Raw genomic sequence first — 22,302 nt, forward strand, 5'->3', positions numbered from 1 at the left:
GAGTCAGGCGCGTTCGGTGAGGTTCTCGCCGCTGTCGGGGTCGAACAGGTGGATGGCCTCGCAGTCGAACCACAGCCGCACCGGCTGCCCGCGGCGGGCCTGCGACTTCGGGTCGAGCTGGGCCACGAGCTGCGCGCCGCCGCCGGCCTCGTCGGCGGCGACGTCCTCCAGATGCCGCGAGCGGACGCCGCCGGTGTCGAGGGTGAAGTAGGCGAGCTTCTCCGGCCCCATCGACTCCAGCAGGTCCACGGTGCCGGTGAAACCGCCGCCGCCGTCGCCGTCGTGCACGAGCGAGGCGTCCTCGAACGCCTCCGGCCGGATGCCCGCGATGACCTGCTTGGGCACGTCCTTGGCCTTCGGGTCGCGGCCGTCGAAGGCGCGGCGCAGCCGCCCCCGCAGCGGGATGTCACCGATGGCGGTGCGCAGGCTGTCCCCGGTCAGCTCGGCGGGCATGAAGTTCATCGCCGGCGAGCCGATGAACCCGGCCACGAACAGGTTGCGCGGGTGTTCGTACAGCTCCTGGGGCGGCCCGATCTGCTGGATCAGCCCGGCCCGCATGATGACGATCCGGTCGCCGAGGGTCATCGCCTCGGTCTGGTCGTGGGTGACGTACACGGTGGTCGTGCCGAGGTTCTTCTGCAGCCGCGAGATGGAGGTGCGCATCTGCACGCGCAGCTTGGCGTCCAGGTTGGACAGCGGCTCGTCCATGAGGAACGCCTTGGGGCTGCGCACGATCGCGCGGCCCATCGCGACCCGCTGCCGCTGCCCGCCCGACAGCGCCCCCGGCTTGCGGTCCAGGTACGGGGTGAGGTCCAGCAGGCCCGCGGCGTGCTCGACCTTCTCGTCGATGACCTTCTTGTCGAGTTTGGCGAGCTTGAGGGGGAAGGCGATGTTCTCGCGCACGGTCATGTGCGGGTAGAGCGCGTACGACTGGAAGACCATCGCGATGTCGCGGTCGCGCGGCGCCTTGTCGTTCATCCGCACGCCGTCGATGCGCAGCTCGCCCTCGGAGATGTCCTCCAGGCCCGCGATCATGTTGAGGGTGGTGGACTTGCCGCAGCCCGACGGGCCGACCAGGATGACGAACTCGCCGTCGGCGATGCGCACGTCGAAGTCGTCCACCGCCACCGTCCCGTCGGCGAACCTCTTCGTGACGTGGTCGAGCTCGATCTCAGCCATGTGTTCGCGTCATCCCTTCACCGCTCCGGACGTCAGGCCGGCCACGATCCGGCGCTGGAAGAACAGCACGAAGATCACGATGGGGATCGTGATGACGACGGCCGCCGCCGAGATCGACCCCGTGGGATCCTCGAACTGCGTGCTGCCGGTGAAGAACGAGATCGTCGCCGGGGCCGTCCGCGCCGCGTTGGACGAGGTCAGCGAGATGGCGAACAGGAAGTCGTTCCAGCAGAAGATGAACGCCAGGATCGCCGAGGTCACCATGCCCGGAGCCGCCAGTGGCACGATGACCTGCCAGAACGCCTGGAACGGGGTGGCGCCGTCCATCTTGGCGGCCTTCTCCAGCTCCCACGGGATCTCCCGGAAGAACGCCGACAGCGTGTAGATGGTCAGCGGCAGCGCGAACGTGATGTACGGCAGGATCAGGCCGGGCCAGGTGTTGAACAGCCCGAGACTCCGCTCGATCTGGAACAGCGGGCTGACCAGCGAGATCTGCGGGAACATCGCGATCAGCAGCGAGACGCCGATGAGCAGCCGCTTGCCGGGGAAGGTGAGCCGGGCGATGGCGTAGGCCGCCATGGTGCCGAAGACGAGGGCGACGAACGTGGAGATCAGCCCGATCCCGATGGAGTTGACCAGGCCGCGCACGAAGTCGGGATTGTCGAAGATGCCGGCGTAGTTGGCCAGCGTCCACTTGCGCGGGATGAACGAGCCGTCGGTGAACGTGCCGGGGTCCTTGAACGACAGCGACGCGATCCACACCACCGGGATCATCGCGTACAGGACGACCACGACGTTGGCGACGGTCCAGCCGGTGGCGCGCTTGCGGTCGAGGCGTTCCATCAGCGCCCGCTCCCCGGCGCGGCGGTGCCGAAGCCCACGATGAACAGCGCGGCGATGATCGCCACGCTGATGAGGATGAGGACGGACATGGTGGAGCCGATGCCGAGGTTCAGCCCGCCGATGAGGTTGTGGTAGGCCGTGATGGACACCGAGCTCGTGTTCTGCGAGCCGTTGGTCAGCACGTAGATGTTGTCGAAGATGCGGAACGCGTCGAGCGTGCGGAACAGCAGCGCGACCAGGATGGCCGGCTTCATCAGCGGCAGCATCACGCGGGTGAACCGCTGCCAGCGTGAGGCCCCGTCCATGGACGCGGCGCGCATCAGCTCCTCCGGCACGACGGCCATGCCCGCCATGAGCAGCAGCGCCATGAACGGCGTGGTCTTCCACACCTCCGCCAGGATGATGATGGCGATCGCGGAGACGCGGTCGGTGAGCGGCGCCGACCCCTCGGGCAGCATGCCGGCCAGCCAGCCGGTGCCGGGCGTCCAGGCGTACCTCCAGCCGTAGGCGGCGGCGACGGTGACGATCCCGTACGGGATGAGCACCACGGTGCGCACCAGTCCCCGCCCCACGAGCGCCCGGTACATGGCGAAGGCGAGCGCCATGCCGAGCACCAGCTCGATGGCGACGCTGATCACGGTGATGACCAGCGTCACCCACAGGGCGCTCCACCAGAACTCGCTGGTCAGCACGGCCGCGTAGTTGGACAGCCCGACCCACGCCCGGTCCGCCGGGAAACGCAGGTCGTAGCGCTGCAGCGACAGCAGCACCGAGTAGACGATCGGCCAGCCGGTGACGAGCAGCATGATGAACGCGGCCGGGGCGCACAGCCACAGCCCGAGCCGCCGTTCGGAGCGTTGGCCCTCGGTGAGCGCCCCGCGGGCGGTCACGGCAGCACCCCCTGGCTGCGCAGCGCCTCGCCGATCTGCTCCCGCAGCTCGCCGAGGGTGGCGGGCGGGTCGATCGCGGCGGGCGGCGACAGGGCGGCCGAGATCATGGTGGAGACGTTCTGGTACGTGGGCGTCTTGGGCCGGGGCGCGGCCGTCTTGAGCGCGTCGAGGATGGCCTGCCGCATCGGGTACGGCTCGGCCATGGCGGGGTCGTCGTAGACGGCCTCAAGGGTCGGCGGCAGGCCGTCCTTGACGGCGGCGGTGAGCTGGCTCGCGGGGTCGCGCAGGCACAGGGCCGCCTGGAACGACTCCGCCGGGTTCGGCGAGTAGGCGCTGACCGCGAAGTTGCCGCCGCCCAGCGGCGAGGTGCCGGGCCCCTGGATGCCCGGATAGGGCGCCCACTTGAAGACGGGCAGCATGTCGGGCTTGTTCGAGGCCATCGAGGCGTACACGAAGGGCCAGTTCACCTCGAACGCGGCCCGGCCGCCCTCCATGGCCAGCCGGGCGGCGTCCTCCTGGGTGTTGGGCAGCGACGGGTCCGCGGCCTTGGAACGGGCGTAGTCGCGCATCACCTGCAACGCCTTCAGCGCGGGCGGGCCCAGCTCGACCTTCGTGCCCTCGGGGTCGAGGATCCGGCCGCCCGCGGAGGCGACCAGGCTGTTGAACCAGACGACGAGCCCCTCGTACTGCGCCCCGGTCACCTCGCCGTAGTGCGGCTTGCCCTGCGCGGCCAGCTCGGCGGCGACCCGCATCATCTCGTCCCACGTCCTCGGCGGCTCCGGGACCAGGTCGGAGCGGTACCACAGGAGCTGGACGTTGGTGTTGTACGGCGCCGCGTACAGCCTGCCCCGCCAGGTGGCCGTCTCCAGCGGCTTGGCCAGGGTGCCCGCTCTGGCCTGCCGGGCGTGCTCGCCGGTCCACTCGCGGATCCATCGCGCCTCGGCCAGCTCGGCGGTCCACGTCACGTCCAGTCCGAGCACGTCGAGGCCGGGGTCGGCGGCGGCGAGGCGGCGCACGAGCTGCTCGCGCTGTCCGTCGGCGTCGCGCGGCAGGGTGTTGAGCACGATCCGGTAGCGGCCGGCGGCCAGGTCGTTGCACCGGTCGACGATGGCGGCGAGGTTCTCCTGCGGGGCGTTGTAGAAGTTGATCAGCTTCTGGCCTGCGTCTCCGGTCCCGCAGGCGGCGGCGGGCGCGAGCGCCACCGCGGCCAGCAGCACCGCCGCGGCTCGTGTCCCCCTCGCTCTCCGCACATCGCGGATCTACCCGGTGACCTGCTGTTATGACCAAGCGTGGTCCATCAATCGGCCAAACGTCCGCCTCGGAGCGGCTCCCGATCCCGGAACTCGCCGGACTGTCCCGGGATCGGCTTCCCCGGGCGCGCGCCCGCCGCCACGGCTGACGGGCGTGGCACGCTTCGCCCTGTGGTCACGTCAGGAGGCCGGGCGGCCGTGCACGACGTGCGTGACGAGCCACTCGACCAGGGGGCGCAGGCGCCGCCAGTCGTCGCGGACGGCGGTCAGCGCCTGCCGGCCGGTCCCCCTGGTCTTGGGGATGCGCCGCTCGGCGCCCAACGACGCGAAGCGCAGCAGGTCGAGGCGCGGATGGTCGGCCGGGTAGCCGCGCGGCCGCGTCTTGACCCGCTCCCCCACCAGCTCGAAGCCGTCCTTGGTGAGACGTTCGGTGACGGCGGCCAGCTCGGGCCCCGCCTCGTCGTCGGCCACGGCCGCCCGGTAGCGGGCGGTGTCGTCTCCGCCGAAGGCGTGGAACCCGGCCCCCACGTACAGTCCGGCCGCCTCCATCTGCAGGTAGTAGCCGACGGAGCCCTCGACGGCGACGCTCGCCGTCTGCTCGGTCTTGTACGGTGACTTGTCCTTGCTGAAGCGGATGTCCCGCTGCGGCCGGAAGAGCTTGGCCGGGCCGAACTCGTCCGCCAGCTCGGCCAGCAGCGCCTGGAGCGGTTCGCGGACACTGGCGTCGTAGGTCTCCTTGTGGGCGTGCCAGAACTCTTTCGTGTTGTCGGCCTCCAGCTCCTTGTAGAAGTCGTAGGCCTTGCGCGGGATGCCGTCGAAGCTCACGTCGCCTCCTTCACAGGACTCTCACGAACCGGTCGACCACCTCGGCCGCCTGGCCGGCGTTGAGGCGGGGGTCGCAGGCCGTGCGGTAGCGCGGCAGCGCGGGCGGCCCGGCGTGCGGGCGCGGCGCGGCGACGCACTCGGTGACGTCCTGGGGCGTCATCTCCAGGTGCAGCCCCGCCGGATGCCGTCGCTGCGCCTGCAGCACCCGGACGAACGCCACCACCTCCTCCAGGATCGCCTCCATGGGCCGGGTCTTCGGCCCCGAGCCGATGCGCACGGTGTTGCCGTGCATGGGGTCGCACAACCACACGACCGGTGTACCCCGCCTGGTCACCTCCCCCACGATCTCGGGCAGCAACGTGCGGACCCTCGTCGCGCCGAGGCGCACCACGAACACCAGGCGGCCGGGGCGGCCTTCGGGGTTGAGCAGGCGGGTCAGCCGGACCGCCTGCGCGGGAGTGATCGACGGCCCGAGCTTGACACCGACGGTGTTGGTGATGCCCGCGGCGAAGGCGACGTGCGGCCCGCCGGGGTCGCGGGTGCGTTCGCCGATCCACACCGAGTGGGCGGAGGAGGCGTAGCGGGTCGTGCCGTCCCGGCGGGTGAGGGGCTGCTCGTAGTCGAGCAGGAGCGCCTCGTGGGAGACGTACGCGCGCTCCAGCGGGCCGCGTCCCGGCCAGGAGCCGCGGACCTCGCGCAGCACCCGGTCCGCGCACGCGTAGGCGCGCAGCAGCCGGAACGGGTCGGGGTCGCGGGCGGCGGGGTCGTCGGCGGGGCTGTTGACGGCGTCGCCGCGGTAGGCGGGGACGGGGACGCCGTCCGGGCCCCGCTCGTACGGCGAGGAGCGCGGCTTGCCGTACTGGCCGGCCAGGCGGCCGACGGGCACGGCGGGCAGGCCGGTGGCGGCGCGCATCACGGCGGCGAGGTCGTAGAGCTGCCGCAGCTTGGCGCCGACCTGCTCGGGCCCGGACTCGCGGAAGCGTTCGGCGCAGTCACCGCCCTGGAGCAGCAGCGCCCGGCCGCGCTCCGCCTCGGCGACCGCCTCGGTGAGCCGGACGCACTCGGCGCGGCTGACCAGCGGCGGCAGCCCGGCGAGCGTCCGGGTGACCTCGGCCAGCAGCTCCGGGTCGCCCCAGTCGGGCTGCTGGGGGGCGGGGCGCGGGCGCGCCTGCCCGTCCGCGGCGGCCGTGGCGGGGCTCACGCCGGCCCGCCGCCGCGCCGCGCGTCCGCCCCGGCGCGCAGCCGCGCCTTGTCGATCTTCCCTACAGGGGTGAGAGGCAGGGCCGGGACGATCTCGACGCGGTCCGGCACCTTGTAGGCGGCCACGCCCCGCTCGCGCATGAACGCGGAGATCACCCGCTGGGTGGGCGCCTGGTCCGCGGGCCCGGCGGGGACGACGTAGGCGCAGGTGCGCTCACCGAGGTACGGGTCGGGCACGGCCACCACGGCGGCGGCCCGGACCCGCGGGTGGGCGACGAGGTGCTCCTCCACCTCGTCGGCGGGCACCTTGTCGCCGCCGCGGTTGATGACGTCCTTGACCCTGCCGCAGATGACGAGGTGGCCGGTCGGGGTGATCCTGGCCAGGTCGCCGCTGCGGAAGAAGCCGTCAGGGGTGAAGGCGGCGGTGTTGTGCTCCTCGGCGCGGTAGTAGCCGCGGATGGTGTACGGGCCGCGCACGAGCAGTTCGCCGGTCTGCCCGGCGGGCACGTCGTGCCCTTCGTCGTCCACGACGCGCACCTCGTCGGCGTCCGACAGCGGCCTGCCCTGGGTGGTGGCCAGCAGGTCGGGCGGGTCGTCCGGCGGGCTCTGGCTGAGCAGCCCCTCCGCCATGCCGAACGACTGCTGGACGCGGCCGAGCCGCTCCCCCACCGCGCGGGCCAGCTCCGGGTCGACGGCGGCGCCGCCGACCTGGACCAGCCGCAGGCTCGACAGGTCGTGGCCGCTCCAGGCGGCGGCCTCGGTCCAGAGCCGGGCGAGCGACGGCACCAGGCCGGTCACGGTGACGCGCTCGCTCTCGATCAGCGGGAACGCGTCGTCGGGGCTGGGCGTCGGCGGCAGCACGACGGTGCCGCCCGCGTGCAGGGTGCCGAGCACGCCGGGGCAGCCGAGGGCGTAGTTGTGCGCGATGGGCAGGGCGGCCAGGTAGACGTCGCCGGGACCGAGGCGGGCGTTGACGGCGCTGAGCCGGATGTTGCACAGGTAGTCGTCGTGGGTGCGCGGGATGAGCTTGGACCGGCCGGTGGTGCCGCCGGACAGCAGGAACAGCGCCACGTCCTGCGGCGTGGGGCCCGCCTCCCCGTCCCGCGCGGCGGCGTACAGGCCGTCGAGGGGGGTGAACTCCTCGGGCTCGCCGCACACGATGACGTGCCGCAGGCCGGGCACGGCCCCGCGGACGCGGCGGGCCAGCTCGCGGTGGTCGAAGCCCTGGTGCCGGTCGGGGATGACGTACGCCACGGCCTCGGTGTGGGCGGCCAGGTGGGTGATCTCGTCATGGCGGTGCGGCGGCAGCGCCAGCACGGGGGCGGCGCCGGTGCGGAACAGCGCGAAGCACAGCTCGATCAGCTCGGGGATGTTGGGCAGTTGGACGAGCACGCGGTCGCCGGGCCGCACGCCGGTCGCGCGCAGCCCGGCGGCGAGCCGGTCGGCCCGCTCGTCCAGCTCCCGGTACGTCCACCGCACCGGGCGGGGCGCGCCGGGGCCGCCGCCGGTGGCGACCACGGCGGTGCGGTCACCGTGCTCGCGCGCGGACCGGCGCAGCAGGTCGCCGAGCGTCTCCCCGCGCCACAGCCCCTCGTCGCGGTAGCGCCGGGCGACCTCGGGGGGCCACGGCACGCATCCGGGCATCATCGCGTCGTCCTCCTCGGGGGCGCTCATGGGGCGAGCCTGCCCTGCTGCCAGCCGCCGTCGTCGCGTCGGTAGCGCAGCCGGTCCTGGATCTCGTCGCCGCGCCGCTGCCAGAACTCCACCTCCAGCGGCGTGAGCCGGTAGCCGCCCCAGTGCACGGGCCGCGGGATCTCCTGGCCGGCGAAGCGATCGCGGACCCGGGCGAAACGTTCCCGTACGACCTCCCTGTCGCCGATCTCGGCGCTCTGGTCGCTCGCCCAGGACAGCACCTGCAGGGAGCGCGGCAGCCGGGCGAAGTGGGCGTCGGACTCCACGTCGGTCAGCCGGTCGGCCGTGCCGTCGACGCGGACCTGGCGGCCGAGGTCGAGCCAGCCGAAACAGAGCGCGGCCGTCCGGTTGACGGCCAGGTCGGCGGCCTTGCGGCTGGCGTGGTGGGTGAAGAACACGAAGCCGTGGTCGACGTGGGCGACGTCCACCCAGCGGGCCGAGGGACGCCCGTGGTGGTCGGCCGTCGCCAGCACGGCCGAGGCCGGGAGGCCGGGGCAGGCCGCCCGCCACTCCTCCAGCCAGCGCGCGAACTGTCCGAGGGGGTCGGGGTCGGGCGCCTCGATGCCCGTGCGCCGGTACGCGGCGGCGAGCCGGGTGACGTCTGCGGTAGCGGTCATCGCCATATCCGTCCTTATCCAGATTCATCTCCCGATTACCATCCCTGGTGCCTTTTAAACACTAATGCCTATAATTATCGTGACGCAATGCCGGACAACGATCGGAGAGCGGTGATGAATGGACGAGCCAGACAGGCGGCGGGAATTCTTCTCGACCGGCACAGGGAGATCGTCGAGCCGGCGACATTCCGGCTGCTGGGCCTGGAGTGGGACCTGCTGCCGGGGGTGTACGCCCCCCACCTGACCCAGTCGGCCGCCCTGTACGCCGAGTGGCTGCCCTATCCGGTGCACGGGTCGTTCTGCGAGGTCGGGAGCGGCTGCGGCTACCTCGCCGTAATGGCGGCGCTGCGTGGCTGCGCCTCCGTCACGGCCCTCGACGTGAGCGCCGCCGCCGCCCGCAACACCCGCATGAACGCCGTACGGCACGGCGTCGAGGACCGCGTACGGGTCGGGCACGGCGACATGTTCGCCCCGCTGAGCGGCGACGACCGGTTCGACCTGATCTTCTGGAACTCCAACTTCGTGGAGGCGCCGGCGGGCGAGCGAGCGGGCGGCGAGCTGGAGCGGGCCTTCTTCGACCCCGGCTACGGCGCCCACGAGACGTATCTGCGGGACGCCGCCCGGCACCTGGAGCCGGGCGGCAGGCTACTGCTCGGCTTCACGGACCTCGGCAGCCGGGAGCGCCTGGACGAGCTGGCCACCCGGCACGGCTGGTCGGCCGGCACGATCCGGGCGGCGCGGTGCGGCGCCGCCGACGGGCACATCGAATACCGGCTCGTCGAATTCCGACGAGCCGGATAACGACGCGGCGCGCATTCTTTCGAGCCCCGGAAAAGGCCCGGAAGAATGCGTTTCACCGCCGCCGGTAAAGGCGCACCGCGAGCGGCACGAATATCACCGTCGCCACCGCCGCCCAGGCGAGGGTGAAAAGCACCGGCCCGGCCACGGGACCCCCACGGGAGAGCCCCACGAGCGCGTCTCCCGCCAGGGACAGCGGATTGGCGCGGACGACCGGTTGCAGCCAGCCGGGGAACTGCTCGGCGGGCACGAACCCCGACGACAGGAAGAGCAGCAGCGTGATCGGCGTGTTGAGCGCCCCGCTGACGGCCTGCTCGCTGGAGGCGGACATGGCGGCGACCATCGCCGGCCACAGGAAGATCCACGCGAACAGCAGCACGACGCCGAAGAAGCCCACCACAGCCGGCGGCCCCTGCGTGAAACGGAACCCGGCCAGGTGCGCGACCGCGGTGGTGACCACGGCGACGAGCAGCACCCGTACCAGGTCGCCGGCGATCCGGCCGGTCAGCACCGACAGCCGGCCGATGTCCATGACCCGGAACCGGTCGACGATCCCGCCGCGCAGGTCGGTGAAGAAGCCGACCCCGGTGCCGACCGCGCCGTAGGCGGCGCTGAACAGCACGATCACGGGGGCCAGCCGGTCGATGTAGGCGCCGCGGGTGACCCCTCCGACCAGCTCACCGAAGACCAGCAGCATGACGAACAGCAGGATCAGCGGGAACGTGACCGAGTCGGCGATGAGCTGCGGGCTGCGCAGGAAACGCCGCAGGTTGCGCCCGGCCAGCAGGGACGTCTCGGTGAGCGTGTTCACGTGGCCCTCCTGAACGCGCGGACGGCCGCCAGCGAGAAGAGCGCCAGCAGCCCGGCCATCCACAGCACGGCCCGGGTCAGCGGCCCCGCGATGGGCCCGCCGTCGGCCAGGGCGCGCAGCGCGTCGATGACCGCCGTCACCGGCTGCGCCCTGACGAACGGCTCGATCCAGGCGGGAAAGGCGTCGGCCGGCACGAACGCGGACGAGACCATGAGCAGCGGCAGGTACACGGTGTGCAGGGTGGACGAGACCGCCTCCGGATCGCGGGCGGTCAGGCCGACCGCGCTGGTGCCGGCCGACAGCGTCAGCGCGAAGCCCACCGCGAGCGCCACGAAGCCGAGCGCGGCGAACGGCCCCGCCTGGAAGCGGAAGCCCGCCACGTGCCCGGCGGCGAGGATCACCGCGATGGCCAGCAGCGCGCGCAGGCTGTCGGCGGCCATCCTGCCGACCACCACGGCGCCGCGGTTGATGGCCATCGCCCGGTAGCGGGCGAGCATGCCGGTGCGCCGGTCGGTGGCGAAGAAGAACGCGGCCGAGATGGCCACCGAGAACATCCACTGCACGACGATCGCGGGCGGCAGGAACTGGGCGTAGTCGACGCCCCGTGCCGCCAGCAGGTTGCCGAAGATGGCCAGGAAGCCGAAAACGAAGATCACCGGAAAGACGACCATGGTGCTGACGGTGTCGGCCACCGAGGCGAGCCGCACGTTGCGGCCGGCCAGCAGCAGGCCCTGCTCCAGCAGGTTGCGAGGGCCCTTCTCGGTGACGGGCCGCCGGGCCGCCCCGGCGGTCGCGCGGGCTGGGCCGGTCGGGCTGGTCGGGAGCGTCACAGCCGCGTCCCCTCCTGCTCCTCCTGCTCCTCGCTCTCCTCGCGCCGGCCGGTGAGGGAGAAGAACACGTCGTCGAGCGTGGGCCGGCGCAGCCCCACGTCGTCGGGCTCCACCCCGGCCTCGGTGAGGACGCGCACCACCTCGGTGAGCGTGCCGGCGTCGGCGCCGGGGACGGTGATCAGGTCACCGGACTCGGTGACGCCGTCCATCCGGTCGCGCAGCGCGCGCACGGCCCGCTCGCGCTGCTCGGGAACGTCGACGTGGACGGCGCACACGGCGCCGCCGACCTGGTCCTTGAGCTCGCGCGGGGTGCCCTCGGCGATGACCCGGCCCTGGTCGAGGACGACGATCCGGTCGGCGAGCCGGTCAGCCTCCTCCAGGTACTGGGTGGTCAGCAGCAGCGTCGCCCCGTCGTCGCACAGCCCGGACACGACGCCCCACATCTCCCTGCGCCCGGCCGGGTCGAGGCCGGTGGTCGGCTCGTCGAGGAAGATGACGGGCCGCCGCACGACCAGGCTGGCGGCCAGGTCGAGGCGGCGGCGCATGCCGCCGGAGTAGGACTTGACCGGCTGGTCGGCCGCGTCTGCGAGGCCGAACCCGGCGAGCAGTTCCGCCGCGCGCGCGGCGGCCTCCCTGCGGCCCAGCTTGAGCAGCCTGCCGAACAGGACGAGGTTCTGCCGTCCGGTCAGCACGTCGTCGACGGCGGCGAACTGGCCCGTCAGCGCGATGGAGGCGCGTACGCCCGCCGGGTCGTCGGTGACGTCGTGCCCGGCGACGACGGCCCGCCCGCCGTCGAGGGGCAGCAGCGTGCTCAGGCAGTTGACCATCGTGGTCTTGCCCGCGCCGTTGCCGCCGAGCAGACCGAGGACGGTGCCCGGCGCGACACCGAACGACACGTCGTCCACGGCCGTCTTCTCGCCGAAGGTCTTGCGGAGGCGTTCCACCTCGACACTGCCTCCGTGCATGATCGGAACCTCCTGGGGTGAGCGGTCGGTTGCGCCGGAGATCCTGCCCACGCGCGGGCGGGCGCATCCGCGATCAGCCGTCCTCGCCCGCCTCCTTGACCGGGGTCTGCTGGTGGAAGACGAGCTTCCACTCCTCGCCGGCGCGCTCGTACACGCTGGTCATGTAGAGCTGGAAGGTGAAGTCGGCCTGGCTGAGCCGGACGACCGCGCGGTAGGTGATGATCGCGGCGGCGTCGCCGAGCGGCAACACCTTGACGTCCTCCAGCTTGTAGTCGTCGAACGGCGACTTGCTGGCGTCGATGTCGTCGGCCAGTTCCCGGCCGGTCTGCAGGCCGTCGGGTTCGACGCACACGGTGCGGTCGGTGACCAGCCGGCGGTAGAAGCCGCCGTCGCCGACGGAGATCGCGGCCCAGCCCTGCTCCTCCAGGGCGGTCAGTTCCTTGTCGAGGTTCATCGCGGTGCTCCTTTCGTGGTGGGCGGGTGTGTCAGGGGGTGGAGGGCCAGGGGGCGGGCAGGTCGCAGGAGCGCAGCACCTGGGCGACCAGCTCGGCCTCCTGCGGGACCAGGTAGAAGTGGTCGCCGGGGAAGATCCGCAGGTCGAACGAGCCGGTGGTGTGGCGCTCCCAGGCGGCCGCCTCGTCCGGGTCGACCTCGGGGTCGGCGTCGGAGACGCAGGCGCACACCGGCGTGCGGATGGGCGCGGTCGTGGCGGGACGGTAGGTCTCGATCAGCCGGTAATCGGCCTCCAGCGTGGGCAGGACGATCGCGCGCAGGGCGGGGTCGTCGAGCACCTCCTCGCTGGTGCCGCCGAGCCGGCGCAGGTCGTCGAGCAGCGCCTCCTCCCCGCCCAGGTGGACGTCGGAGGGGCGCGGCCGGTCGGGCGCCGGCCGGCCGGAGACGACGAGCCCGGCCAGCGGCCGGCCGAGCCGGCTTTCGAGCAGCCTGGCGGTCTCGTGGGCGACGGCCGCGCCCATGCTGTGGCCGAACAGCGCGAGCGGGACGCCGGCCAGCGGTTCCAGCGCGGCGGCGACGGGGCCGGCCAGGTCGTCCATGGCGGCGGCGTGGCCGTCGCCGATGCGGTCCTGGCGGCCCGGGTACTGCACGCCGTACAGCTCGATGCCGTGCGGCAGGCGGGCCGCCCAGGTGCGGAAGAAGCCGGCCGCGCCGCCGGCGTGCGGGAAGCACACCAGGCGCAGCCTGGGTGCGTCGTGCCGGCGCAGCGGGCGCAGCCACCGTTCGCGCAGCTCGGTCGTGGTGACGGTCATGCGTTCGCCTCCTCCAGCGCGTCGGGCTCCTCCTCGGGCGCGGCTGCTCGCAGGGCCGCGGCCAGCAGGGGCTCGGCGGAGAGCGGCCGGGGCGGCGGCGCGGTGAGCCGTTCGGGAAATCCGAGCGCCGCCGTCAGCTCCTGCCACGCCCCGCCGACCGCGAGGTAGTACTGTCCGTCACGCATCGTGTCCATTCCATCACGTACGGCGGTCCAGGTGGTGGAGATCGCGCGATGGGCGCCGGCGGGCCACATCCGCGCCAGGATCTCCCGGTACGGCGGCGCCTCGGCCGGCCCGAGCGGGGTGCAGGCCGGGAAGTCCAGGTGCGCGTCGGCGGCGTCGTGCAGCCGGGTGGCGTTCCTGGCCGGGGCGGGCAGGTGCGGGCGGGGCGACCACAGGACGGGGCCGTGCGGGTCCAGCAGGGTGAGGGTGCCGCCCTCGGCGCCGATGGTGATCCGGTGCAGCAGGTGGGCGTGGTTGTCGGGGTCGGCGGGGTGGAGCTGGTTCTGCACGCGCAGGGTGACGGGCACGCCGGCGATCACGCCCTCCAGGGTGCGGAACGGCGTGCGCGGCCCGTCCGTCGTGCCGCACGCGGCGAACTCGTACGGTCTGAGGCCCCCGAGCGCCCGGCCCAGGACGTCCACCAGGTGGTAGGCGACCTGGATGCCGCAGGCGGCCGCCACCCACAGCGGCTCCTGCTCGGCACGCAGCGCCCGGGCGGCGGCCACGAACCTGCGCACCGGCGGCAGGTGCACGTAGTGGGTGTTGACCTGGAACACCACCTTGTGGCGGCGGGCGGCGCGCAGGGAGGCGGCCAGTTCGTCGCGCAGCAGCGGTCCCTCCTGCAGCACGGGCACGCCGCGGGCCATCAGTTCGGCCGCGACGGCGCTGCCGGGGCCGCCGTTGACGTCGCCGAGCAGCACGACGCAGGCCAGGTCCACACCGTCCGGCATGTCGGCCACCCGCGTGTACAGCGGCACCCCGGCCTCGGCGGCGCAGGCCCGGGACCGCTCGCCGCCCCTGGCCAGGATGCCGGCGAGTTCGAAGGCCGATCCCGGGTCGGTCAGAGCCGCCAGGTGCACCCGGCCGAAGCCGGTGCCGCAGACCAGGACGCGGGGCCGTCCGCTCACAGCGTTCCCTCCTCCACCAGCGTGTCCGCCTCGTCACCGCGGCGGTGCGGCCGCGCCGGTGCGCCGCCCGCGTGACCGGGCGCCGCGCCGCCGGCCGCCCGGATCATCGGCTCGACGGCCAGCCGGGTCAGCGCCGGATCGTCGTCCAGCCGCCGGAACACCTCCTGCGGGCTCAGCACGTCGCCCGCCTCGTGCACGCCCGCGGGCACCTGCCCGCGCAGCACGGCCGCGGTCGCGGCGGCGGCCACGGCGGCGCTCAGCTCGTGGCTGCGCCCGGTGCGCGCCACCAGTGTCCGCCCGCCGCCGTCGCCGGTCAGCTCGAAGACCATCTGGAAGTACGGCTCGCGGCCGAACGCGTCCAGCCGGGAGGCCCGCACCAGCGTCTCGGCCGTCCGATCCGGCTCGGCCTCCCCCGCCCGCGCGAGCGCGTCGAGGGTCCGGTCGCCGTCGAACACCGTCCACCAGTCCACCTCGGCGATGCCGAGCGTCCGGGCCAGCCGCTCGGTCTCGGCGGCCAGGTACGGGTACACGCTGACGCGACCCGGCCACCCGGCCACCCGCACGCCCCGGGCGGGCCGCAACGCCCCCCGCACCGGACCGTCCCGCCGCCAGGCGGCCAGCGGCGTCCCGTGGCCGCCCGCCAGGGAGGCGACGTAGTCCCGCGCGGCGGCGGGCGTGAACGGATCCAGCCCGCCCACGTACGCGACGAGCCGCTCCACCCGGCCGGCTCCGGCGGCGAGATATCTCGGCAGCAACGCCGACAGCCCGGGCATCATCCCGGCCCCCAGCACGACCACGCCGTCGCCGGCGCCGTCGCCGGCGAGGGCGTGGAGCGGGGCACGGTCGATGAGGTCGCCGGCGACGTCGACGTACGCGGCGCCGGCGGCGAGCGCGGCGCGGGCGACGGTGTCGAGGATGCGGGCGGAGGGGCCGGCGCAGTTGACGACCACCCGGCACCCGGCGCAGAACGCCGCCGGCGCGTCCGCGTCGGCCACGTCGACCTCCACGCTCTCGACCCCGCGGCCGGGCCCCGGCGGCCCGGTGGCGAGCGAGGCCGCCACGGCCCGTACGCGGGTGAGGTCGCGTCCGCCGAGGCGGAGGGGTCCGATGCCGGCCTCGTGGAGGCGGCGGGCCAGCGCGCCGCCGATCGCGCCGGTGCAGCCGAGCACCCCGACCGGCGCGCCGTCCGTACCCGGACGGCCGGGCGGCCCGGCGGACGCGGCGGCAGGGTGGCGCGGCGGCCCGGCGGCGGGGGCGTCCGGGGCGCTCATCGGCGCTCCCCGAGGCGGGTCAGCAGCATGGCGACCTCGTCCACGTGCGGAGGTCGCAGGCAGGTGAAGTGGTCGCCCGGGATGTCGGCCACGGTCAGCTCGCCCAGGCACAGGTCACGCCAGAAGCCCGTCATGTCGTCGCGCAGCCACGGCAGGAAGCCGGTGTCGCCGAGCTGCCGCAGGAACGTGATGTCCCCCGCGTACGGCTCGGGCCGGTGGGTGCCGACGGCGTCGAGGCTGTGCCGGACGACCTGGTAGAGGGATGTGACATGCCGTTCGATCTCGGCGTCGGCGTGGGCGGCGGTGCGGCCGATGGCGGCCAGGCGTTCGGGCTGGGGGCGGGCGGCCAGGCGGCTGAAGGCGGCGTCGAGGGCGGCGAGCCGGCCGGCGGGCACCCGTTCGGGGTCCTCGGCGAGCAGCCGCTCGAACAGCCGTGACATGGCCGCCTCGTCGGCCGGGTAGCCGGCCGCGGCCGGGTCGACGCCCATGACGCGGGCGAAGACGTACTCGGCGACCAGGTCGTCGTCGATGACGCGCGGCAGCGTGTAGCTGCTGATCACCGTGAGGTTCTCGACGGTGGCGCCCGCCTCGGTGAGGTGCCGGGCGACCTCGGTGGCGAGCAGGCCGCCCATGCAGTAGCCGACGACGTGGAAGCCGGTGGCGCCCGTGTCGAGGAGGGCGCGCGCGTAGCGGGCGGCGCGCCGTTCGATGAGGCCGCGCGGGTCCTCGGCGAGGTAGGCGTCGACCTCTGTGACGGCGAGGCCGGCGAGCCGCTCGCCCTTGTCGGTGAGGCGGCGGGCGAGCGCCCGGTACGGGCCGAGCGTGCCGCTGCCCTCGTGGACGAGCACGCGCAGCGGGCCGGGGCCGGCCGGTTCGCCGCCGAGGGGCACCAGCGGCGAGCTCGCGGCCCGGCCGCCGCCGCCGTCGTCGCCGCTGTCGTCGTCGGCGGCGGGCCGGGCGCCGCGGCGCAGCTCGTCGGCGAGGGCGGCGACGCTGGGCCGGTGCAGGATGTGGCGGACCAGGTCGTCCCAGAACATCTCGCACGCCTCGGGCACCTGTTCGCGCAGCACGGCGGCGAGCTTGGCCACGACGAGGGAGTCGCCGCCGAGGTCGAAGAAGTCGTCGTCCCGGTCGACCCGCGGCAGGTGCAGCACCTCCGCCCAGACGGCGGCGAGCCGGCGTTCGAGGTCGTCGCGGGGCGGGCCGCCGGCGGAGGCTCGGCCGGCGGCGGCGCGGGGCAGCAGCCCGCGCAGCGCGGCGGTGTCCACCTTGCCGTTGGTGGTGAGCGGCAGCTTGTCGAGGACCTGCAGGTGGGCGGGGATCATGTACTCGGGCAGCCGGTCGGCCAGGTGCCCGGCCAGGCCGGCCACGTCGATGGGGGCGCGGTCGGCCTTGAAGCGGGCGGCGAAGACGTTCTGGCCGAGCGGCCCGGTGACGTCGCCGTCGCCGGGCAGGCAGACGGCGGCGTCGGCGCCGGCCTCGCGCAGCAGCCCGAGCCACTGCTCCCGGCCGAGGAAGGTCTGGTCGAGGCCGTGCCGCAGGTCCTCGTAGTCCCAGGTGGCGGGGTCCTTGCCGGGCATCATGAACTCCATCGAGGTCATGATCTGGTAGCTGTCCTTGGTGGTCTCGATGAAGAGCAGCCAGCCGCCCGGCCGGAGCATCTCGGTGAGCCGCCGCAGCACCCGGCCGGCGTGGCGGGAGTTGTGCAGCACGTTGGCGCACAGGATGACGTCGAAGTCGTTGGGGGCGTAGCCCTGCTCGCGGTAGTCCTCGTTGATGTCGAACAGGCCGTAGCGGACCCAGGGCCGGTCGCCGAAGCGTTCGCGGGCCTCGTTGATGAAGAACGGCGAGACGTCGGTGAACAGGTAGTCGACGTCGTGGCCGTCGAGCGCGGGAATGGTCTGGGCGCTGGTGCCGCCGACGCCCGCCCCGGCCTCCAGCACGCGGAGCGTGCCCGGGTGGCGGCCGGCGATGCGGCGCAGCAGCTCGACGGCGGCGTGGTTGACGTAGCGGCTGATGAGGTTCTCGCGGTAGGCGGCCTCGGAGATCTCCAGCCGGCCTTCGGGGAACAGCAGCGGCAGCGGGTCGAGCTCGTCGCGCAGCAGCTCGGGCAGGCGGTCCGTGCTGTCCCTGAAGTAGCCGATCAGCTCGGCCGGGTAGCTGTCCTCGCGTTGCAGCTCGTCGACGGCCCGCCAGGCCGCCGTCAGGTCCTCGGCGGCGACGGTCCGTACGGCCCGCCAACGGTCCCCGTGCCGTTCGAGCAGCCCTTCGTTCTCCAGGACGCGCAGCCAGCGGCGGACGAGCCGGTGGTGGCGGGGCGCGGCGCCGGTCGCGGCGAGCACCTCGTCGGCGGCGGCGGTGGCGCCTGGCTCGCCGAACAGGCCCCGCCGGACGAGCGCCCGCATCATGCCGAGGACGGCGGCCCGGTCGAGCCGGGCGATGAACTCCATCAGCTCGGCCCGGTCGATGTGGGCGGTGCACGGGGCCGCCGCCGCGGCGGCCGCCGCGCTCAGCTCGGCGGCCACCCGTTCGCCGTCCTCGGCGGCTCCGGCGGCGGTGCGTGCGGGCTCGGCGAACGCGGCCAGGCGGCGGTCCATGCCGTCGCCGTCCACCAGGACGTGCGCGGCGGCGACCGCCGGGTGGGCCTGGACGGCGGCCTCGACCTCGGCGAGCTCGATCCGGTGCCCGCGGATCTTGACCTGCCGGTCCTCCCGGCCGAGGAACTCGATGACCCCGTCGCCGCGGTAGCGGCCCAGGTCGCCGGTCCGGTAGAGCCGCTCGCCCGTCTCGGGGTGGCGGATGAAGCGTTCGGCGGTCTTGCGTTCGTCGCCGAGGTAGCCGAGGGCCAGGCCGGCGCCGGCGATGTACAGCTCGCCGGGCACCCAGTCGGGCCGAGGCCGCAGCTCGTGGTCGAGGACGTGGAACGCCTGGTTGGCGAGGGGCTTGCCGTACGGGACGCTGGACCAGCCGGGCAACGGGTCGCCGATGGGGTGGTGGATGGACCAGATGGCCGCCTCGGTGGCGCCGCCGAGGCTGACGAGGTCCAGGCCGGGCAGGTGGGCGCGGATCCGGCCGGGCAGGGCGACGGGGATCCAGTCGCCGCTGAGCAGCGCCAGCCGCAGCGACGGCAGGCCGGAGCCGGGGTGCGCGCCCAGGTAGTGCTCCAGCATCTGGAGCTGGGCGGGGACGGAGTTCCACACGGTGACGCCGTGCTCGGCGACGAGCCGCGCCCAGTGGGCGGGGTCTCCGCGGCGGGCGGCGTCGGGCAGGACGAGGGCGCCGCCGACGGCGAGGGGGCCGAAGATGTCGTACACCGACAGGTCGAAGCCGAGGCTCGCCAGGCCGAGGACGCGGTCGCCTCCGGTGACGGCGAAGCGGTCGTTGACGTCGGCGACGGTGTTGAGCGCGGCGGCGTGCGAGATCATCACGCCTTTGGGCGTGCCGGTGGAGCCGGAGGTGTAGATCACGTACGCGAGGTCGCCGGGTCCGGCCGGGGACGGCGGCGGCGGGGTGTCGGTGGGGGTGTGGGTGTCGGTGGGGGTGAGGGTGTCGACGTCGACCAGGTCGACGCCGTCCGGGCGGTCGGCGAGCCACGACTGGGTGAGCACCTGGGCGACCCCGGCGTCGGCGAGGATGCGGGCACGCCGGGCGGGCGGCTGGGCGGTGTCGACCGGCAGGTAGGCGGCTCCGGCCAGGAGCGTGCCGAGCGCGGCGACGACCTGCTCCCAGCCCTTGTCCATGAGGATCGCCACGCGCGTGCCGGGGCGCAGCCGCGCGGCGACCGCGCGGGCGCGCCGCAGCAGCTCGCCGTAGGTGAGGGTGCGGTCGCCGGTCACGACGGCGGGCCGGTCCGGGGTGCGGCGGGCCTGGGCCACGACGGGTTCGTGCAGCAGGCCGGCGGGGAGCGGCGCGGCGGTGGCGTTGGCGCGTTCACGCCGGGCGGCCTGCACGGCCGGCAGGCGTACCGGCGCGGCGGCGTCCCAGGGGGCGTCGGAGCCGGCCAGGTCGAGCAGGAGGTCGCGCAGCGCGCCGAACGCGTCCTCGGCGACGCCGTCGGGCAGGACGCCGTCGCGCACGTCCCACCGGACCTGCAAGGTGCCGCCCTCCACGAGGGCCTGGCAGTCGATCCACACCTGCGGCGTCTGGCTCCTGCCGTACACGACCTCGGCCAGGTCGCCGCCGCCCGCCTGGTCGTCGCCGACGCCGATGGTGCTGGTGAAGACGACGGGCATGAGGGCGGCGGCCCGGCCGCGGCGGCGGGCGATCTCGCGCATCACCTCGACGCCGGTGTGGAGGCGGTGGTCGAGGTCCTCCCACAGGCGGCTCTGCACGGCGGCGGCCCGCCCGGCGAAGGTGCCGGCGGCGCCGGTGTCGACGGCGAGCAGGCTGACGGTGGTGAAGTCGCCGACCAGGTCGGCGGCCTGCGGGTGCAGGGGGCGGCGGTTGAGCAGGGTGAGGTTGAGCGTGAAGGCGGGGTGGCGGCTCCACCGGCCGACGACCTCGGCGAACGCGGTGAGGACGGCCGTGGACGGGGTCACGCCGTGGGCGGCGGCCCGGCCGCGCAGGCCGTCCCACTGGGCGGGGGTGAGGGTGACCTGGTGGCGGGTGAAGCGGTTACCCGCCCTGGTGGCGGCCTGCTCGGTGACCGGCAGTTCGGGCGGGCCGGGCAGCTCGTCGAGGCGCGACTCCCAGTAGTCGCGGTCGCGCTCGTAGGCGAGGCCGTCGCGTTCGCGGCGGGCGGCGAGCAGGTAGTCGCGGAAGGTGATCTCCAGCGGGGGCAGGGCGGCGTCCGGGTCGAGGTAGAGCCGTTCCAGCTCGGTGAGCAGGAGCCGGATGCTGAGGTAGTCGGCGATGAGGAAGTCGACGGAGACGTGCAGCAGGTCGCGCTCGCCGGTGCGGGTGACGCGCAGCTCGAACAGCGGCCAGGTGCCGGGGTCGTAGACGCGGTGGTCCAGCTCGGCGCGGGTGCGTTCGACGTGTGCGGCGACGTCGGCGGCGGGCCGGCCGCGTAAGTCGGCCACCGGGACGTGGTAGTGCGGCACGTCCGGGCTGACCTGCTGGTAGCCCTCGGTGTGGACGGTGGCGCGGAGCATGTCGTGGCGGCGGACGAGCTGGTTCCAGGCGTGTTCGAGGCGGGCGGGGTCGAGGTCGGCGAAGGCGAGTTCGGCGTAGACCTGGCAGGCGGTGCCGCCGTAGTCGAAGGCGTCCCGGCGCCCCAGCAGGTAGGCGGCCTGCACGTCGGTGAGGGGGAACGGTTCGTGGCGGCTGCCGGGGTCGTGGACGACCTCGGGCCGTTCGCGGCGGGCGAGCTGGTCGAGCAGGGCGGCCTTGTGTTCGGCCAGCAGCGCGCGCCGTTCGTCGGTGAGGACGCCCCGGGGTGCGCGGTAGCGGAGCCGCCCGGACTCCTCCCACAGGTGGACGCCCAGGCTCTCGAGTTCCGCGGCGAGCCGGCCGGCGTTCATACGGTCCCCTCCTCGAAGGTCGCGGTCCGCCGCTGGTCGATCAGGGCGGCGTGTTCGGCGATCGTGGGTCCGGCGAAGATGTCCCGCAGCGGGAGCTCGACGCCGAACTCGGTGCGGATCTCCTCGGCCAGGCGGGCGGCCAGGATGCTGTCGCCGCCGAGGGTGACGAAGTTCTGGTGCCTGCCGACCTCGGGCAGGACGAGCAGGTCGCGCCAGATGCGGGCGAGGGCCTGCTCGGTGTCCCCGTCGGGCGGGGCGTCGGCGGTGGTGTCGTCCTGCCCGGCCAGGCGGGCGAGGACGGCGCGGTCGATCTTGCCGTTGGGGGTGAGTGGCAGGCCGTCGAGCAGGCGGATGGTGGCCGGCACGGCGTAGGAGGGCAGCCGGTCGGTGAGCCACGCGCGCAGCTCGTCCGGGCCGGGTGTGTCGGCTCCGGCGGCCGGTACGGCCAGGGCGGCCAGCCGGCGGGCGGCCCCGCCGACGACGGTCGCCACGGCCTGGCCGACGGCCGGATGGGCGAGCAGGGCGGCCTCCACCTCGCCCAGCTCGATCCGGTGCCCGCGCACCTTGACCTGCTGATCGACCCGGCCCAGGAACTCCAGCGTCCCGTCCGGCCAGTACCGGCCCAGATCACCGGTGCGATACCAGCGCATCCCGTCACGCTCGACGAACCTGGCCGCCGTCGTCTCCGGATCACCCCGATAGCCCAGCGCGACACCCACGCCGCCGATCCACAGCTCCCCCGCCACCCAGTCCGGGCAGTCCCGGCCCCGGCCGTCCACCACCCGGAAGCACTGGTTGGCCAACGGCCGCCCGTACGGCACCGACACCCACTCGGCGGGCACCTTCTCCGGGACGGGACAGAAGTTGGACCAGATCGCGGCCTCGGTCGCCCCGCCGAGGGCCATCAGGCGGCAGCCGGGCGCGTGCTCGGCGAGTCTCCGGGACAGGTCGAGACCGACCCAGTCGCCGGACACCATGGCCAGGCGCAGGCCGGCGAGGGTGCCGGGCGGCGCTGCGATGAGGAGCATGTCGAGCAGGGCGGGCACGGTGTTCCACACGGTCACCCCGTGCTCGGCCACCAACTCGGCCCACCGGTGCGCCTCCCGCCGCTCCTCCTCACCGATCAGCACCACCGCACCACCGACCGACAACAACCCGAACAGATCCCACACCGACAGATCGAAGTCCAACGCCGACACCGCCAGCACCCGATCCCCCGCACCCACCCCGAACCGCGCGTTCACATCCACCACCGTGTTCAACGCCGCCCGATG

Annotated in this window: 18 protein-coding genes; 1 reads left to right on the forward strand and 17 read right to left on the reverse strand. The window is 74.0% G+C overall.

What is annotated here, in order from left to right; all coding sequences use genetic code 11:
• Positions 1-3: 3 nt before the first annotated feature.
• The 8 genes from ACGF0J_RS14795 to pdxH all read right to left on the reverse strand — a co-directional run bounded on the left by ACGF0J_RS14795 (position 4) and on the right by pdxH (position 8,496).
• Entirely contained in the window at positions 4-1,179 is a 1,176-nt protein-coding gene (locus ACGF0J_RS14795) for an ABC transporter ATP-binding protein (protein ID WP_393145810.1), read from the reverse strand.
• A 9-nt stretch (positions 1,180-1,188) separates the two neighbouring features.
• The gene (locus ACGF0J_RS14800) at positions 1,189-2,022 is read right to left on the reverse strand and encodes a carbohydrate ABC transporter permease (protein WP_393145812.1); all 834 of its coding nucleotides are present in this window, start codon (positions 2,020-2,022) and stop codon (positions 1,189-1,191) included.
• Positions 2,022-2,912, reverse strand: a complete 891-nt coding sequence (locus ACGF0J_RS14805) for a carbohydrate ABC transporter permease (RefSeq protein WP_393145814.1) — start codon at positions 2,910-2,912, stop codon at positions 2,022-2,024. The genes ACGF0J_RS14800 and ACGF0J_RS14805 overlap by 1 nt, the downstream gene beginning before the upstream one ends.
• Positions 2,909-4,162 (reverse strand): ABC transporter substrate-binding protein, encoded by a 1,254-nt coding sequence (locus ACGF0J_RS14810; protein WP_393145816.1) that lies wholly within the window; start codon positions 4,160-4,162, stop codon positions 2,909-2,911. The genes ACGF0J_RS14805 and ACGF0J_RS14810 overlap by 4 nt, the downstream gene beginning before the upstream one ends.
• A gap of 180 nt (positions 4,163-4,342) precedes the next feature.
• Complete coding sequence (locus tag ACGF0J_RS14815) at positions 4,343-4,987, reverse strand: DUF2461 domain-containing protein (RefSeq protein ID WP_393145818.1); 645 nt, start codon at positions 4,985-4,987, stop codon at positions 4,343-4,345.
• A gap of 10 nt (positions 4,988-4,997) precedes the next feature.
• Positions 4,998-6,188, reverse strand: coding sequence for a 3-deoxy-7-phosphoheptulonate synthase (locus ACGF0J_RS14820; RefSeq protein WP_393145819.1), 1,191 nt, complete (start codon positions 6,186-6,188; stop codon positions 4,998-5,000).
• Positions 6,185-7,834 (reverse strand): (2,3-dihydroxybenzoyl)adenylate synthase, encoded by a 1,650-nt coding sequence (locus ACGF0J_RS14825; protein WP_393145857.1) that lies wholly within the window; start codon positions 7,832-7,834, stop codon positions 6,185-6,187. The genes ACGF0J_RS14820 and ACGF0J_RS14825 overlap by 4 nt, the downstream gene beginning before the upstream one ends.
• A gap of 23 nt (positions 7,835-7,857) precedes the next feature.
• Positions 7,858-8,496: a pyridoxamine 5'-phosphate oxidase gene (gene pdxH, locus ACGF0J_RS14830; RefSeq protein ID WP_393145821.1), complete on the reverse strand. Its 639-nt coding sequence runs from the start codon at positions 8,494-8,496 to the stop codon at positions 7,858-7,860.
• A gap of 114 nt (positions 8,497-8,610) precedes the next feature.
• On the opposite strand from pdxH, the gene ACGF0J_RS14835 reads away from it, so the two are divergent.
• Positions 8,611-9,297, forward strand: a complete 687-nt coding sequence (locus ACGF0J_RS14835; RefSeq protein WP_393145823.1) for a methyltransferase — start codon at positions 8,611-8,613, stop codon at positions 9,295-9,297.
• A 52-nt stretch (positions 9,298-9,349) separates the two neighbouring features.
• Here the strand turns inward: ACGF0J_RS14835 and ACGF0J_RS14840 are convergent, their stop codons facing one another.
• The 9 genes from ACGF0J_RS14840 to ACGF0J_RS14880 all read right to left on the reverse strand — a co-directional run.
• Entirely contained in the window at positions 9,350-10,105 is a 756-nt protein-coding gene (locus tag ACGF0J_RS14840) for an ABC transporter permease (protein WP_393145825.1), read from the reverse strand.
• On the reverse strand, positions 10,102-10,935 hold the full coding sequence (locus ACGF0J_RS14845) for an ABC transporter permease (protein ID WP_393145827.1): 834 nt from the start codon (positions 10,933-10,935) through the stop codon (positions 10,102-10,104). Before ACGF0J_RS14845 ends, ACGF0J_RS14840 begins: the two co-directional genes overlap by 4 nt.
• Positions 10,932-11,900, reverse strand: a complete 969-nt coding sequence (locus ACGF0J_RS14850; RefSeq protein ID WP_393145829.1) for an ATP-binding cassette domain-containing protein — start codon at positions 11,898-11,900, stop codon at positions 10,932-10,934. Before ACGF0J_RS14850 ends, ACGF0J_RS14845 begins: the two co-directional genes overlap by 4 nt.
• Before the next feature lie 73 nt (positions 11,901-11,973).
• Positions 11,974-12,354 (reverse strand): nuclear transport factor 2 family protein, encoded by a 381-nt coding sequence (locus ACGF0J_RS14855; protein ID WP_393145831.1) that lies wholly within the window; start codon positions 12,352-12,354, stop codon positions 11,974-11,976.
• A 31-nt stretch (positions 12,355-12,385) separates the two neighbouring features.
• Positions 12,386-13,165, reverse strand: a complete 780-nt coding sequence (locus ACGF0J_RS14860) for a thioesterase II family protein (protein WP_393145833.1) — start codon at positions 13,163-13,165, stop codon at positions 12,386-12,388.
• The gene (locus ACGF0J_RS14865; RefSeq protein ID WP_393145835.1) at positions 13,162-14,295 is read right to left on the reverse strand and encodes a Gfo/Idh/MocA family oxidoreductase; all 1,134 of its coding nucleotides are present in this window, start codon (positions 14,293-14,295) and stop codon (positions 13,162-13,164) included. The genes ACGF0J_RS14860 and ACGF0J_RS14865 overlap by 4 nt, the downstream gene beginning before the upstream one ends.
• Complete coding sequence (locus ACGF0J_RS14870) at positions 14,292-15,566, reverse strand: saccharopine dehydrogenase NADP-binding domain-containing protein (protein ID WP_393145837.1); 1,275 nt, start codon at positions 15,564-15,566, stop codon at positions 14,292-14,294. Before ACGF0J_RS14870 ends, ACGF0J_RS14865 begins: the two co-directional genes overlap by 4 nt.
• On the reverse strand, positions 15,563-21,028 hold the full coding sequence (locus tag ACGF0J_RS14875; protein ID WP_393145839.1) for an amino acid adenylation domain-containing protein: 5,466 nt from the start codon (positions 21,026-21,028) through the stop codon (positions 15,563-15,565). The genes ACGF0J_RS14870 and ACGF0J_RS14875 overlap by 4 nt, the downstream gene beginning before the upstream one ends.
• A partial coding sequence (locus ACGF0J_RS14880; RefSeq protein WP_393145841.1) for an AMP-binding protein occupies positions 21,025-22,302 on the reverse strand: 1,278 nt, incomplete at its 5' end. The genes ACGF0J_RS14875 and ACGF0J_RS14880, both read right to left, overlap by 4 nt.

Source organism: Nonomuraea sp. NPDC047897 (assembly GCF_043204415.1).
Lineage (GTDB): Bacteria > Actinomycetota > Actinomycetes > Streptosporangiales > Streptosporangiaceae > Nonomuraea.